A 13,861-nucleotide genomic window follows, 5' to 3' on the forward strand; every position below is an offset into this window, starting at 1 on the left:
CTGGAACGCGGCGTTTGGCGTATCCTTGTTGACCTTCGTAACATATCGAGAATTTCCTAATGGCAAACTACGTCTACACCATGAACCGCGTGGGCAAAATCGTCCCGCCCAAGCGCCAGATCCTCAAAGATATTTCGCTGTCCTTCTTCCCGGGCGCAAAGATCGGCGTGCTGGGCCTGAACGGCTCCGGTAAGTCGACCTTGCTGAAAATTATGGCCGGCATCGACACCGACATCCAGGGCGAAGCGCGCCCGATGCCGGGTCTGAACATCGGCTACCTGCCGCAGGAACCGCAGCTGGATCCGAACAAGACCGTGCGCCAGGAAGTGGAATCCGGCCTGGGCGAAGCGTTCGAGGCGCAAGCCAAGCTGGACGCCGTGTACGCCGCCTACGCCGAAGAAGACGCGGACTTCGACGCGCTGGCCGCCGAACAGGCGCGCCTGGAAGCGATCATCTCCTCCTCCGACGGCGGCAACCTGAACCTGCAGCTGGAAATGGCCGCCGACGCGCTGCGTCTGCCGCCCTGGGACCAGCAGATCAGCGTGCTGTCCGGTGGTGAAAAGCGCCGCGTGGCGCTGTGCAAGCTGCTGCTGTCCAAGCCGGACATGCTGCTGCTCGACGAACCAACCAACCACCTGGACGCGGAATCGGTGGAATGGCTGGAACAGTTCCTGGTGCGCTTCCCGGGCACCGTGGTCGGCATCACCCACGATCGCTACTTCCTGGACAACGCGGCAGAGTGGATACTGGAACTGGACCGCGGCAGCGGCATTCCATGGAAAGGCAACTACAGCTCCTGGCTGGACCAGAAACAGGCCCGCCTGAAGCAGGAAGAAGCCACCGAATCGGCACGCCAGAAGGCGCTGCAGAAGGAATTGGAATGGTCGCGCCAGAATCCGAAAGCGCGCCAGGCCAAATCCAAGGCCCGCATGGCCCGCTTCAACGAGCTGAGCGAGCACGAATACCAGAAGCGCAACGAGACCCAGGAGATCTTCATCCCTGTGGCCGAGCGCTTGGGCAATGAAGTGATCGAGTTCAAGAACGTGTCGAAATCCTTCGGCGACCGCATGCTGATCGACAACCTGAGCTTCACGATTCCCGCCGGCGCCATCGTCGGCATTATCGGCCCCAACGGCGCAGGTAAGTCGACGCTGTTCAAGATGATCACCGGCAAGGAAACGCCGGACAGCGGCGAAGTCATCATCGGCAAGACCGCCAAGGTCTCCATCGTCGACCAGCACCGCGACGCACTGTCCGACAGCAAGACCGTGTTCGAGGACGTGACCGGCGGCGCCGACATGCTGAGCGTGGGCCGCTTCGAAATGCCGTCGCGCGCCTACCTGGGCCGCTTCAACTTCAAGGGCGGCGACCAGCAAAAGATCGTCGGCAACCTGTCCGGCGGCGAGCGCGGCCGTCTGCACCTGGCGAAAACCCTGCTGATGGGCGGCAACGTCCTGCTGCTGGATGAACCGTCGAACGATCTGGACGTGGAAACCCTGCGCGCGCTGGAAGATGCGCTGCTGGAATTCGCCGGCTCCGTGATGGTGATCTCCCACGATCGCTGGTTCCTGGACCGTATCGCGACCCACATCCTGGCCTTCGAAGGCAACTCGCAAGTGACCTTCTTCGACGGCAACTATCAGGAATACGAAGCCGACAAGAAGAAACGCCTGGGTGAAGAAGGCGCCAAGCCCAAGCGTATCCGCTACAAGCCACTGACGACTTAATCAGGTGTAACATCAAAGGGCACGGTTTTTACCGTGCCTTTTTTTATTTGGGGAGAAAAAAATGCACAAGACCCTCATTGCAGCAGCAGCCCTGATCGCCGGCGGCGCCGGCGCCGCGCCCCTGAACGCGGAGGCCATCAGCCAGCTCGGCTGGCTGTCCGGCTGCTGGGCCACCGTGGGCGCGGAAGCGGGCTCGGTCGAGCAATGGACGGCGCCGGCCGGCGGCACGCTGCTCGGCATGAGCCGCACGGTGAAGAACGGCAAGACCTCGGCATGGGAATTCCTGCAGATACGCGAAGTCGACGGCCAGCTGGCCTACGTGGCCAAGCCGCACAGCCAGCCGGAGGCGTCGTTCAAGCTGGTGAGCCTGGAAGGCACGAGCGCGGTGTTCGAGAACCCGCAGCACGACTTCCCCCAGCGCATCATCTACAAGCGCGAAGGCGACAAGCTGCAAGCCCGCATCGAGGGCACCATGGGCGGCAAAGCGAGAGGAAAAGACTTCCCCTTGCAGCGTGTCGGCTGCGAGGGGAAGTAAGGGGGATCGAGGAGGTAAATCGAGGAGATAAAGCGGATTAAGCGAGCGGCGGCTTAGAAGTTGTAGCGCGCGCCCAGGGTGACGGCGCCTTTCTTGCGGCCTTGCTCGATGTCGTTCTTGCCGTAGTGTTCATACTCCAGCGACAGCGACACTTTCTGGTTGATCGCGTACTCGGCGCCGACGGAGGCGTACAGATTGGTGCGGTTGCTGTCGCCCAGCGCATACGGGGCGGCGAGGCCGGTGCCGTGCACTTCATTCTTGTTGTAGGCCACGCCCAGCTTGCCGAAGGCGGACAGCTGGTCGTTGATCGGGTAGCTGCCCTTGCCTGCCACGTAGAAGGAGTGCGACTTGCTGTCGATGGCGCCGTTGTTCGCGCCTACCGAGTATTTGTAGTTGGAGCTGCCGAAATCGGTGTAGCCGCCTTCAACCGCCCAGGTCTTGTCGATCTGGTAGCCGCCGTAGATCTTGCCGGACCATTCGTCGCTTTTGCGGTCGCCGGTGCTGGTGTCGTTGGACAGGTTGTACTTGTGCTGGCTTGCCACAACGCCGGCGCCGACATAAGCGGTGCCTGGTTCAGCAGCCTGGGCTGCGGAGATGCCGCCCAGGGCGGTAGCGGAGGTAATCAGTGCAAACAGAATTTTTTTCATGTTAGTGATCTTTCAGCAAAAAGTAAGGGACTTGCTTGGGATCGCAGTTCGTCTTGAAGCGCGATGTAAGGACGATAGCATTGGCAAAGCCACTACGTCCCACGGAAATCCGTAAGAATTGTGAGAAGTTGTAATCACTATTGAAACGGCGAAGATCGCCACAAAATGACGGAACTTAGCTTAAAAAGCGCTTAAGGAAGGTTTTAAACGAGGATTTGGCGGAACGTGAGGTTGACGCGCGGCCCGCAGGCGGTTTTTTCCTTGTTGATGCCGTGCCGCCAGTGGTGCTGCAAGGCGCCCGCCATGACCAGCAAGCTGCCGTCGCCCAGCGCCAGCTTCACGGTTTTCGGCAGCCGCTTGTGCTTGAGGATGAAGGTGCGCGGGTCGCCGAAGCTGACCGAGGCAATGACGGGATTGCGGCCCAGCTCTTTTTCGTCGTCGCTGTGGAAGCCCATGCTGTCCTGCCCGTCGCGGTAGTAGTTCAGCAGCACGCTGTTGAAGCGCTGGCCGCTGGCCTGCTCGACGGCCTGCTTGATCTCCAGCTGCAGCGGCGTGAAGGGCTGCGGTTCCAGCGTCATGCCGGAATAGCGGTAGCGCGCGTCACCGTACCACGCGCTCAGGCGCGGCTGCAGCATCTGCTTGCCCCATAAGGTGATGGCTTCGGCGCGCCAGGCGGTTTCCGCCAGCAGGCGCTCGAGCACGGCGGCGCCGTCCTGCTGGGATGGCAGGGGCAGGCGGGGCATGAAGTACAGCTCGCCGTCTTCGATGGTTATGGCGTCCAGCACGCCGGAATGCTCGGAAAAAAGGTCCATACCCGCTATCATAACCGGATGAAAAAACGACTCTTCCTCGGCACGCTGGCCGCTGCGGCCACGCTGCCCACCATGCAATTCGCCCGCGCCGCGACTCCCGCGCGCGGCCCCGCCCTGCTGACGGTCACTGGCGCCATTTCCAAGCCGAACCGCGGCCCTTTCGAACCGGTGCGCGACCAGATGATGCACAAGCAAAAGCTGAGCTTCGACAAGGCGCACGCCTTCGACTTTGCCGAGCTGTCCGCCCTGCCCGCCATCGCCATCAAGCCCACGCTGGAATATGACGGCAAAGCGCATGCGCTGCGCGGCCCGCTGCTGCTGGACGTGCTGAAAGCGGCCGGCGCCACGCTGGCAGACAGCGGCAAGATCGTGCTGCGCGCGGTGGATGGCTACGCGGCCACCATCACCGTGGCGCAGGCGCGCGCGCAGCGCTACATCGTGGCAACGCAGATGGACGGCGCGCCGATGGCGCTGGGCGGCCTGGGACCGCTGTGGGCGGTGTACGACGCGGACAAGGTGGCGGAAATGGCGGGCAGGCCCGTGCAGGAACGTTTCGGTTCCTGCCCATGGGCCTTGTACCATATTGAAGTGCAGGCCTGAGCGGCCTGCCGGGTGAAGCTAGCGTTTAAGCGTAGGCTTCGGCCAGCGACATGACGCGCGGCGCGATGGCGATGCCAACGTCGGCGAAGATCTTGGTGATCTGGGCCATGTTGGCTTCGTTTTCTTCCGGCTTCCAGCCCTTGAACAGGTCGGTGCCGTCTTTTTGGAAATGCAGATCCAGCACCTTGCCGCGGTCTTTGTGGGTATAGCCCGAGCTGTGGGTGTTCTGGAAACCGGCAGCTGCCAGCGCGGTCAGCACGTCGGCAGGCGGATTGTCCGGATCGGTGGCCAGGTAGACGCCATAAGTCTTGCCGGGTGGCTTGGCGGCGATATCCACTTCGTAGATGCCGGGCGCCTTCGTTACGGTCGTGCTCTTCAGAAATAACATGTTCTTGCCCCTATCTTGGCCGCCGCACCACGGAGGCCGGCATGCTCTTGTTTTCCAGTAATTAAGCTTATTGCTTCTGCCGATGTTTTACAAGGAAATCGGCAGTGAAGACGAGCAACTCACTCTATTTGTTGTGCTTTCGGCTCGCAAGTTTCTCCGTCGGCGCAACCAGCGCCTGATATAGCTCTCCCGTGGGCGCGTCCCATAGGGCAACGGCCTGCTGCTGGCGGGCCACGGTGGCCATGTCGCCGCGCGCGATGGGACCGCTCAACGCGGGCGCGGCGCCTAGCCTGAACACATTGGCCACGGTCTCCGTCACCAGCGGCTGGGCCAGCTCGCGCGCCGTCGCCTCGGGGATGCCGGCGGCCTGGTAGGCCCGCAGCGCGGCGTCCAGCACCGTGGTCAGGTAGTTGCTCGCGAACACGGCAGCGGCGTGGTAGACCGTCTTGGCGGCGGCGTTGATGGCAACCGGCCGCGCGCCCATGGCCAGCAGCGCCGGTTCCAGCACGGCCAGCGCTTGCGGGTCGCCTTCCACGCCGCAGAAAGTGCCGGAGAAGGCGGCGGCCACGGCGCCGGGGTCGGCGAAGCTGCGGATGGGGTGGACGCTGGCCACGTAAGCGCCCGCGTCGCGCGCGGCCTGCAGGCGGTCGGAGGCCAGCGCGCCGCTGCAGTGGAACACAATGGCGCCTTGCAGCGGCACGGCCGCCGCCAGCGCAGCGCAGGCCGGCAAGATCTGGTCGTCGCCGACGGACAGCATGTAGACGGCAGCCGGGCGCAGGCCGGCGTAGCCGCCAGCGGCCGTGCCTGCGCCGATGAAGTCCACCGCGTTCTGCGCAGACTCGGGCGAGCGCGCCAGCACGTCCAGCACTGCAAAGCCCTGCTGCGCGAACAGGCGGCCCAGCGCGCGGCCCACGTGGCCGCCGCCGATCACGCTCAGGCTGATCATCAGAACCCCGATCCCGGCTGCTTGAGGAACTCGGTTTCCTCCGCCGTCGACGCGCGGCCGAGAATGGCGTTGCGGTGCGGGAAGCGGCCGAAGCGGCGAATCACTTCGTAGTGGCGCTTGGCGTAATCATAGGTGCCGTCGAAGCCGGTGGCCGAGGCGCGCAGCATGTCGAACAGGTCCAGCGAGCGCAGCTGCATGGACAGGTTTTCCGCATGCTCGAAAGGCAGGTAGGCAAACACGCGCTGCACCGGCGGCAAGGTCTGGTTGGCGCCGCTGTCGTCCAGCGCCAGCGCCGCCTCCAGCGCCAGGCTGTCGCCGGCAAAGGCCAGCGGCGTGCCGCGATGGATATTGCGCGTGAACTGGTCCAGCACCACGATGCGCGCCAGCGTGCCTTGCGTGCCCTCGTCGTCCCAGTGCCGCAGGCCGCCATGCAGGGCCTGCGCCACCAGGTCGCCGAACTGTTCGCGGATCTGCGTGTCGAAGGCGTCGTCCTTGCGGAACCATTCGGCACGCTGGGTGTTGTGACCCTTCACGCCTATCGGCAGGAACCAGAAATCCAGTACGTCCTGTGCTGTCGTCAAAACCATCTAGCTCTTCCTCAAACTCAATTGCGCGCGTGGGAAACCTGGAAGCCTTCCAGGCCCTCGAACTGCGCCATTTCCGCCGCCAGTTCGGACATGGACGCGCCTGAACGCTTGCTCAGCGCAATGGCGACAAAGCGCCATTCCTGCATGCCCTTGTCGCTAGCGATCATCATGGATCCGCCCGCGATTTCATAGCCGCGCTTGAGCGCGATATCGCGCAGCGCGGCCTCGTTGGGCACATAGCCCGCCCTGAAGCGCATGGTGAGCGCCACCGCGTGGCGCGAGGGCAGCCACGCCTCCAGCTTGGACAGATAAATCATCGACATCGAACACATGAAGGCCAGGCCCATGGCGCCGAGGTAGAAGCCCACCCCTATCATCACGCCGATGGCCGATGAAGCCCAGATGGACGCGGCCGTGGTCAACCCGCTGATGTTGAAACCCTCGCGCATGATGACGCCCGCGCCCAGGAAGCCGATGCCGGTGACGATGCCCTGGATAACACGGGTGGGATCGGTGCCGATCACGCTGCCCACATGCGCCATATGCCCGCCGTACCAAAACGAGGGATAGCCGGAGATCACCGTCAGCGCGCAGGAGGCCATGCACACCAGGCCGTAGGTGCGCATGCCCGCCGCGCGGCCATGATAGGAGCGTTCGTAGCCGACCAGCAGCCCCAGCAGGAGGGCGCCAAGGATATTCAACAAGACGATGCAGTTGGTGGCCAGTTCACTGGCGGACCAGTAGGCGTCTAGCAAGGCGTTGGAAGGCATGGCCGTCCCCTGGTTATTGTTCGGTTTTTTTGGTCAGCTGCTTTTCAAACGCGACGTCCAGCTTGCTCATGCGCTGCACTTTCTGCGGCCCCTGCGCGTTGACGAAGGCGACAAACTCGTCCAGCTCCATCGGCGCGCACAGCGGCGGCTGGCCGGGGCCGGCGGTGAGGAAGAAATGGCCGCTGCCGGTGCGCGACATGGTGTACAGCTTGTTGCCGCTGCGCTCTTTCAAACGGTCGAGCGCATTGCTGGCACGGGTGGAACGGGACGAACTCATACTGCCTCCGTGCGGGTGTGCAGCCAGGCCAGCGCATCGCCGGACAGGTGCGGGGCCAGGCGCTGGCGCACCGTGGCGTGATAGTCGTTGAGCCAGGCGCGCTCGTCCTCGCGCAGCAGCGCGTGGTCCAGGCAGCGCGTGTCGATGGGGCACAGGGTCAAGGTTTCGAAGCGCAGGAAGGGGCCGAATTCACCGCTTTCCGCCGGCTGGTTCAGCACCAGGTTCTCGATGCGGATGCCCCAGCTGCCCGGCCGGTAAATGCCGGGTTCGATGGAGGTGATCATGCCGCTCTCCATGGCCGTGTGCGGCTCCGGCATGGCGGACGGCGAAATCGACTGCGGGCCTTCATGCACGTTCAGGAAGAAGCCCACGCCGTGGCCGGTGCCGTGGCCGAAATCGATGCCGGCAGCCCAGATCGGCGCGCGCGCAATCGCGTCCAGCATGGGCGACTTGGTGCCTTGCGGGAACCTGGTGGCGGACAGCGCGATCATACCCTTGAGCACCAGCGTGAAGTCGCGCCGGTGCTCGGCCGTGATGGCGCCCACCGGCACCACGCGCGTGATGTCCGTGGTGCCGCCCAGGTACTGGCCGCCGGAATCGATCAGCAGCAGGCCGTCGCCCTCGATCACCGCATGGCTGGCCTCGGTGGCACGGTAGTGCATGATGGCGCCGTTGGACTTGAAGCCGGCGATGGTGCCGAAGCTGGGGCTGACAAAATGCGGACGGCGCGCGCGGGCGGCGGTGATGTGGGTGTTGATGGCCACTTCGGTCAACGGTTCGCGCTGCGGATCGGCCAGGGTGTGCTCCAGCCAGCAGAAGAATTCGCACAGCGCCGCACCGTCCTGCTCCATGGTGGCGCGCACGTGCGCGGCTTCGGCGTCGGACTTGCGGGACTTGGCCAGCGTGGTGGGATTCACCGCTTCCAGCACCGCCACTTTTGCGGGCAGCGCCTGGCGCGTGCCGTGGGTGACGCGGCGCGGATCGAGCAGCACAGTGCCGTCCGCAGGCAGCGCGGCCAGCGCGGCGGCGAACGCGCCGTAAGGGGCCAGATCCACGCCTTCCTCCGCCAGACACGCGGCCAGCCCGGGCGGCACCTTGCCTTCGGCCACGAATAATGTGGCGCGTACCGGACCGATGAGGGCGTGTGCCAGGAAAACCGGGTTGTAATTCACGTCCGCGCCGCGCAGATTGAACAGCCAGGCGATGTCGTCCAGCGTGGAGATCACGTGGTGGCGGGCGCCGAGGCGCGACATGGCCGCGCGCAGGTCGGCCAGCTTGCCGGTGCGGCTCTTGGTGGCGTAGGGCGGCAGCAATTCATAGACTTCCGCCGTTGGCAAGCTGGGCCGGCCGTGCCAGATGTCGTTCAGCAGGTCGCGGTCCGTGCGCAGCGCGACTTTCTTGGGCGCCAGTGCCTGCTCCAGCAGGCGCGCCACGGCCAGGCCGAGCACCGCGCCGTCCACCGCCACGGTCTGGCCGGGTTTCATGTTCTCGGCCAGCCAGTCCACATACTGCACGCTGGCGCCGGACGCAATTTTCATCAGCTGTATGGTGGAGCCAGCCAGCTCGGTCTCGGCCTGGGTCCAGTAGCGGCCGTCGGTCCACACGCCGGCAAAATCGGCCGTGATGATGAAGGTGCCGACCGAGCCGGTAAAGCCCGACAGCCATTCGCGGCCCTGCCAGTGCTGCGGCAAATATTCGGAGAGGTGCGGATCGGCGGACGGCACCATGAAGGCGTCTATCCGCCGGTCGCGCATGGCCGCGCGCAATGCGGCAAGGCGGCCAGCGATGGTGGAAAGGTCTGAGTTGGGCATGAGCAAAGTGAAGCTGTCGACTTGGCTCTATCATACTCCGCAGCAAGCTTTGATGTAGACCTCAATGCAAGGTACGGCGCTCGCCCGGATAAGTCATGCCGGGCTCAAGTTCGGGGGCGCGGCGGCGGTCCTCGCCGGGCCAGCCGCTCAGCTCGCTGCGCCCGGTCGCATCCGGGGCTGGCAGCAGACGGGGCGTCTCTTTATGATGGGAGAGGAGGTAGTAGCCAGCCAGCGCCAGCCCGGCCACGCCCACCACGCGCATCACCCCCCACCGCGCCACGGCCGCCGTAGCGCCGCGCAACAACATCATTTCGCCGATCCGGCGTGCCAGGGTATCCATGCTCTTGCCCTCCCATAACAGGTGAGTGATACCCACAGCTTATACCAAGTGTCCGCAATGCAGTGTTATGCCACTAACACTGCCGGCAGCCCGAACCGTGCAAAGCTTGCGCTTGGCCAATCAGCCTGCCGCCAGCTGGTGTAATCATTGCTCAGCTTGTTCAACCCTGCGCGCGCCGCTATATTGACCATGATTGCTACCTTCCGGCACTAAGGTTGGCGGAAATTTCTAGTGGGGCACAAATGGAAATGTACGATCCGCCATCGCCCGGGGAGTTCATCAATACAGTGTATTTGGAGCCAGCCGGTCTGAGCTACATTGATTGCGCACAATCTTTAGGGCTGCCGCCCTCTACGCTAGAGCAAATTCTCGACGGCAGCCAGAGCATTACGCCTGAACTGGCAGAAAAGCTGTCGCATGGGCTAGGCAGCTCGCCGGAGAGCTGGCTGCGGATGCAGGAGGTTTATGACGCTTGGCAGCGGAGGATTTCTGTCGCGGGAAATGTTGTCAAATGATAATATCGTGGCATGCACACATCTAAGAAATTCCTCCTCGCCGGTATCACCCTGCTGCTGATAGGCGCAATTTTTGATCTGTTTTCGGGACTGAGCAGCGGCAATATCACGGAGCTGCTGACCAGCGCCGGATTTTTCGCCATGGCGGGCTCGTATGTGTTGAACTGGCCCAAGGCGCAGCCTGCCGGGCAGCCGCTCGCGCTGTACAAGCCGAACAAGGCCTCTCTCGCGCTGTCGCTGCTCGGAACAGTGCTGCTGGTGGTGGCCTTCGGCCTTCGGCGCGGCTGGTTTTAAGCCTCGGGCGCTTCGAAGCGCCGCAGCCCTTCCAGGTCGAGGATGCGGATGCCGCCGTAGTCCAGGCGCAGCAGGCCCTGCTTCTCCAGCACCTGCAAAGCCTGGTTGGCGCGCTGGCGCGACGCGCCCGACAGCAGGCCGATTTCCTCCTGGGAAATCTGCACCAGCTTCTCGATCCCCGGATACAACAGCGAGTTGAACAGCCCCGCCAGGCAGCGCGCCACGCGCGTGTCGATGTCGAGCAGGCGGTCGTTTTCCACCATGCCGATGAACTGCCCCAGCCGCTCATTGAGCTGCATCAATAAAAAGCGTGTAAACGGTAGACTCGTTTCCAGCAGCCAGTTAAAAGTATCGGCCGGCATGCGTGCGATGCGGCTGTCGCGCAGCGCCATGGCGTCGTATTTGCGTGGCTCGTTCTTCAGCAGGGAGCCTTCGCCGAACCAGCCTCCGGGCGGTACGCCGGTGAAGGTGACGCTTTTGCCGGACGGCGAAAAATTGTTCATCTTCACCATGCCGGCAATGATGCCCACCCAGTTGTCGACCACCTCGCCTTTTCGGCACACAAAGCCGCCTTTCGGCACGAACGTCTCGTAAGTGTCGGCTTCCACCCGCGCCATTTGCTCGGGCGTGAGCGCCTGCGCCCAGATGGCCGAGCGCAGCGCTTCTTTAAGGGTGGGTGGCTTGTTTGTCATTGTTGCATAGCAACATCAAAATATGGATGAATTGTCACCGAAAAGACAACCTGTGTATAAAACGCGAGCTACTATCATCACACACATCGAAGAAAAGGCACACCCCTCGCTCGCAACGAGTCACGAAGGAGACAAAGGTGCAAAAAGATCTGGACACATTCCCGCGCCGCTTGCTGCAGCATGGGAAAGCGAGAGCGCACAAGCCTGCGTTCCGCGAAAAATACTTGGGCATCTGGCAGACCTGGACCTGGGGCCAGGTCAACGAGGAAGTGCGCGCCCTGGCCTGCGGCCTGGCTGCGCTCGGCTTTGAACGCGGCATGAACCTGGCCGTGATCGGCGACAACCGTCCGCGCCTGTACTGGTCCATGCTGGCGGCCCAATGCCTGGGCGGCGTGCCGGTGCCGCTGTACCAGGACGCGCCGGCCGCCGACATGGCCTATGTGCTGGAAAACGCCGAAATCCGCTACGCCATCGTGGAAGACCAGGAGCAGGTCGACAAACTGCACGAGCTGGCCGAACTTTATCCCCACATCGAGCACATCGCCTACGACGACGAACGCGGCATGCGCCACTACACGCACAAGGAGCTGATCTCCTTCGCCAAGCTGCAGGAGCTGGGCCGCGACTACGACAAGGCCCATCCCGGCTTCTTCGACGCCGCCGTGCAGGCCGGCCAGTCCGGCGACACCGCCATCATCCTGTACACCTCCGGCACCACCGGCCGCCCCAAAGGCGTGTGCCAGACCCACGCGGCCTTTATCGAGGCAGGCGAAGGCGGCGTGACGTTCGAAAACCTCACCGACGACGAAAACGTGCTGTCCTACCTGCCCATGGCCTGGGTGGGCGACTGCCTGTTCTCGGTGGCGCAGGCCATGGTGGCCGGCTTCACCGTGAACTGCCCCGAATCGGGCGACACCGTGATGACGGACATGCGCGAGATCGGCCCCACCTTCTACTTCGCCCCGCCGCGCGTGTTCGAGAACATGCTGACCACGGTGATGATACGGATGGAGGACGCGGGCGCCCTCAAGCAGCGCATGTTCCACTACTTTATGGACGTGGCGCGCCGCAGCGGCGCCGACATCCTGGACGGCAAGCCCGTGCCCACGGGCGAGCGCATCAAGTACGCGCTGGGCCGCTTCTTCGTCTACGGCCCGCTGAAAAATGTGCTGGGCATGTCGCGCGTGCGCGTGGCCTATACGGCGGGCGCCGCCATCGGCCCCGACCTGTTCCGCTTCTACCGCTCCATCGGCGTGAACCTGAAGCAGTTCTACGGCTCCACCGAGACCTGCGCCTACATCTGCCTGCAGCCGGACCGCAACATCAAGTTCGACAGCGTGGGCCTGCCCGCGCCCGGCGTGGAAGTGAAACTGGCATCCAACGGCGAGGTGCTGGTGAAGTCCGCCTCCACCATGCACTGCTACTACAAGCGCCCCGACGCCACCGCCGAAGCGCTGGACGAGCAAGGCTATTTCCACACCGGCGACGCGGGCGTGTTCGACAGCGAAGGCCACCTGAAGATCATCGACCGCGCGGCCGACGTGGGCAAGATGCAGTGCGGGACCATCTTCGCGCCCAACTACATCGAGAACAAGCTCAAGTTCTTCCCCTTCATCAAGGAGGCTGTGGCCTTCGGCCATGAACGCGGCCATGTGTGCGCCTTCATCAACATCGACATGGAAGCGGTGGGCAACTGGGCCGAACGGCGCGGCATCGCCTACTCGGGCTACACCGACCTTGCCGGGCTGCCGCAGACCTATGAGCTGGTGCAGGAGTGCATCGAGAAGGTCAACGCCGACCTGGCCACCGAAGCGCTGATGGGCAACACGCAGATCAAGCGCTTCCTGGTGCTGCACAAGGAGCTGGACCCGGACGACGACGAGCTGACCCGCACCCGCAAAGTGCGCCGCAAATTCGTGGCCGAGAAGTACGCGGTGCTGATCGACGCGCTCTACTCCGGCAAGCCATCGCAATACATCGAGACGCAAGTCAAATTCGAGGACGGCCGCGTGGGCACGGCGGCCGCCGACCTGCGCATCCAGGACAGCAAGACTTACCCGGTCGTGGGTAAAGCCGCGTGATCGAGGAGACCTCCATGCAAATGAACGAACCCGACGCGCTGCTGCGCGCCACGCGCCGTATCGGCCCCGTGATCCTGGACCTGAAGAACATCTCGCTGTCCTTCGGCGGCGTGAAGGCGCTCACCGACATCTCCTTCGACGTGCGCCAGCATGAGATCCGCGCCATCATCGGCCCCAACGGCGCGGGCAAAAGCTCCATGCTGAACGTGATCAACGGCGTGTACCGCCCGCAGCAGGGCGCCATTATCCACAAGGGCCAGCAGCGCAAGGGCATGGATTGCTACGGCGCCGCCAAGTCCGGCATCGCGCGCACCTTCCAGAACATTGCCCTGTTCAAGGGCATGACGGTGCTGGACAACATCATGACCGGCCGTAACCTCAAGATGAAGTCCAACTTCCTGATGCAGGCCCTGTACTGGGGACCGGCGCGGCGCGAGGAAATTGCGCACCGCGTGAAAGCCGAGGAGATCATCGACTTCCTGGAGATCCAGGCCATCCGCAAAACACCGGTGGGCCGCCTGCCCTACGGCCTGCAGAAGCGCGTGGAGCTGGGCCGGGCGCTGGCCGCCGAACCCGAGATCCTGCTGCTGGACGAACCCATGGCCGGCATGAACGTGGAGGAAAAGCAGGACATGTGCCGCTTCATCCTCGACGTGAACGACCAGTTCGGCACCACCATCGTGCTGATCGAGCACGACATGGGCGTGGTGATGGACATCTCGGACCGCGTGGTGGTGCTGGACTACGGCAAAAAAATCGGCGACGGCACGCCGGACGAAGTGCGCAGCAACCAGGACGTGATCAACGCTTATCTCGGCACGCATTAAGGGGCTGCACCA

17 protein-coding genes are annotated in these 13,861 nt (G+C 63.6%); 7 read left to right on the forward strand and 10 right to left on the reverse strand.

Annotated elements, in window-relative coordinates:
- Positions 1 to 59: 59 nt before the first annotated feature.
- Together ettA and GTP77_RS00285 are read left to right on the forward strand one after the other, a co-directional pair.
- Entirely contained in the window at positions 60 to 1,727 is a 1,668-nt protein-coding gene (ettA, locus tag GTP77_RS00280; RefSeq protein WP_161070168.1) for an energy-dependent translational throttle protein EttA, read from the forward strand.
- Positions 1,728 to 1,788: 61 nt separating this feature from the next.
- A complete protein-coding gene (locus GTP77_RS00285) occupies positions 1,789 to 2,262 on the forward strand; it encodes a DUF6265 family protein (protein WP_161070169.1) in 474 nt (157 codons plus the stop codon).
- A 53-nt stretch (positions 2,263 to 2,315) separates the two neighbouring features.
- Here GTP77_RS00285 and GTP77_RS00290 read toward each other — a convergent pair whose 3' ends face one another.
- The gene (locus tag GTP77_RS00290) at positions 2,316 to 2,909 is read right to left on the reverse strand and encodes an outer membrane beta-barrel protein (protein WP_161070170.1); all 594 of its coding nucleotides are present in this window, start codon (positions 2,907 to 2,909) and stop codon (positions 2,316 to 2,318) included.
- A 203-nt stretch (positions 2,910 to 3,112) separates the two neighbouring features.
- A complete protein-coding gene (locus tag GTP77_RS00295; RefSeq protein WP_161070171.1) occupies positions 3,113 to 3,721 on the reverse strand; it encodes an alpha-ketoglutarate-dependent dioxygenase AlkB family protein in 609 nt (202 codons plus the stop codon).
- A gap of 18 nt (positions 3,722 to 3,739) precedes the next feature.
- Between GTP77_RS00295 and GTP77_RS00300 the strand changes: the two genes are divergently transcribed.
- Complete coding sequence (locus GTP77_RS00300) at positions 3,740 to 4,321, forward strand: putative pterin-binding protein (RefSeq protein ID WP_161070172.1); 582 nt, start codon at positions 3,740 to 3,742, stop codon at positions 4,319 to 4,321.
- A gap of 25 nt (positions 4,322 to 4,346) precedes the next feature.
- On the opposite strand, the gene GTP77_RS00305 is transcribed toward GTP77_RS00300, so the two are convergent.
- The 7 genes from GTP77_RS00305 to GTP77_RS00335 all read right to left on the reverse strand — a co-directional run bounded on the left by GTP77_RS00305 (position 4,347) and on the right by GTP77_RS00335 (position 9,440).
- Complete coding sequence (locus GTP77_RS00305) at positions 4,347 to 4,709, reverse strand: hypothetical protein (RefSeq protein WP_161070173.1); 363 nt, start codon at positions 4,707 to 4,709, stop codon at positions 4,347 to 4,349.
- A gap of 124 nt (positions 4,710 to 4,833) precedes the next feature.
- Positions 4,834 to 5,655: a Rossmann-like and DUF2520 domain-containing protein gene (locus tag GTP77_RS00310; RefSeq protein ID WP_161070174.1), complete on the reverse strand. Its 822-nt coding sequence runs from the start codon at positions 5,653 to 5,655 to the stop codon at positions 4,834 to 4,836.
- Complete coding sequence (locus tag GTP77_RS00315) at positions 5,655 to 6,242, reverse strand: DUF924 family protein (RefSeq protein ID WP_161070175.1); 588 nt, start codon at positions 6,240 to 6,242, stop codon at positions 5,655 to 5,657. The genes GTP77_RS00310 and GTP77_RS00315 overlap by 1 nt, the downstream gene beginning before the upstream one ends.
- A 17-nt stretch (positions 6,243 to 6,259) precedes the next feature.
- Positions 6,260 to 7,012, reverse strand: coding sequence for an MgtC/SapB family protein (locus tag GTP77_RS00320; protein WP_161070176.1), 753 nt, complete (start codon positions 7,010 to 7,012; stop codon positions 6,260 to 6,262).
- A gap of 13 nt (positions 7,013 to 7,025) precedes the next feature.
- Entirely contained in the window at positions 7,026 to 7,289 is a 264-nt protein-coding gene (locus tag GTP77_RS00325; RefSeq protein ID WP_161070177.1) for a hypothetical protein, read from the reverse strand.
- Positions 7,286 to 9,100 carry an aminopeptidase P family protein gene (locus GTP77_RS00330; protein WP_161070178.1) on the reverse strand — a complete coding sequence of 605 codons (1,815 nt, stop codon included), beginning with the start codon at positions 9,098 to 9,100 and terminating at the stop codon, positions 7,286 to 7,288. The genes GTP77_RS00325 and GTP77_RS00330 overlap by 4 nt, the downstream gene beginning before the upstream one ends.
- A 61-nt stretch (positions 9,101 to 9,161) precedes the next feature.
- Positions 9,162 to 9,440 carry a hypothetical protein gene (locus GTP77_RS00335; RefSeq protein WP_161070179.1) on the reverse strand — a complete coding sequence of 93 codons (279 nt, stop codon included), beginning with the start codon at positions 9,438 to 9,440 and terminating at the stop codon, positions 9,162 to 9,164.
- Between the two features lie 242 nt (positions 9,441 to 9,682).
- Here GTP77_RS00335 and GTP77_RS00340 point away from each other — a divergent pair, with 242 nt between their 5' ends.
- Together GTP77_RS00340 and GTP77_RS00345 are read left to right on the forward strand one after the other, a co-directional pair.
- Complete coding sequence (locus GTP77_RS00340) at positions 9,683 to 9,955, forward strand: HigA family addiction module antitoxin (protein ID WP_161070180.1); 273 nt, start codon at positions 9,683 to 9,685, stop codon at positions 9,953 to 9,955.
- 12 nt (positions 9,956 to 9,967) lie between these two features.
- On the forward strand, positions 9,968 to 10,249 hold the full coding sequence (locus GTP77_RS00345; RefSeq protein WP_161070181.1) for a hypothetical protein: 282 nt from the start codon (positions 9,968 to 9,970) through the stop codon (positions 10,247 to 10,249).
- Here GTP77_RS00345 and GTP77_RS00350 read toward each other — a convergent pair.
- Positions 10,246 to 10,941 carry a Crp/Fnr family transcriptional regulator gene (locus tag GTP77_RS00350; RefSeq protein WP_161070182.1) on the reverse strand — a complete coding sequence of 232 codons (696 nt, stop codon included), beginning with the start codon at positions 10,939 to 10,941 and terminating at the stop codon, positions 10,246 to 10,248. The genes GTP77_RS00345 and GTP77_RS00350 overlap by 4 nt on opposite strands.
- Positions 10,942 to 11,078: 137 nt before the next feature.
- Between GTP77_RS00350 and GTP77_RS00355 the strand changes: the two genes are divergently transcribed.
- Positions 11,079 to 13,022: an AMP-binding protein gene (locus GTP77_RS00355; RefSeq protein ID WP_371869302.1), complete on the forward strand. Its 1,944-nt coding sequence runs from the start codon at positions 11,079 to 11,081 to the stop codon at positions 13,020 to 13,022.
- 14 nt (positions 13,023 to 13,036) lie between these two features.
- A complete protein-coding gene (locus GTP77_RS00360; RefSeq protein WP_161070184.1) occupies positions 13,037 to 13,849 on the forward strand; it encodes an ABC transporter ATP-binding protein in 813 nt (270 codons plus the stop codon).
- Positions 13,850 to 13,861 lie beyond the last annotated feature (12 nt).

Source organism: Pseudoduganella aquatica (assembly GCF_009857595.1).
Lineage (GTDB): Bacteria > Pseudomonadota > Gammaproteobacteria > Burkholderiales > Burkholderiaceae_D > Rugamonas > Rugamonas aquatica_A.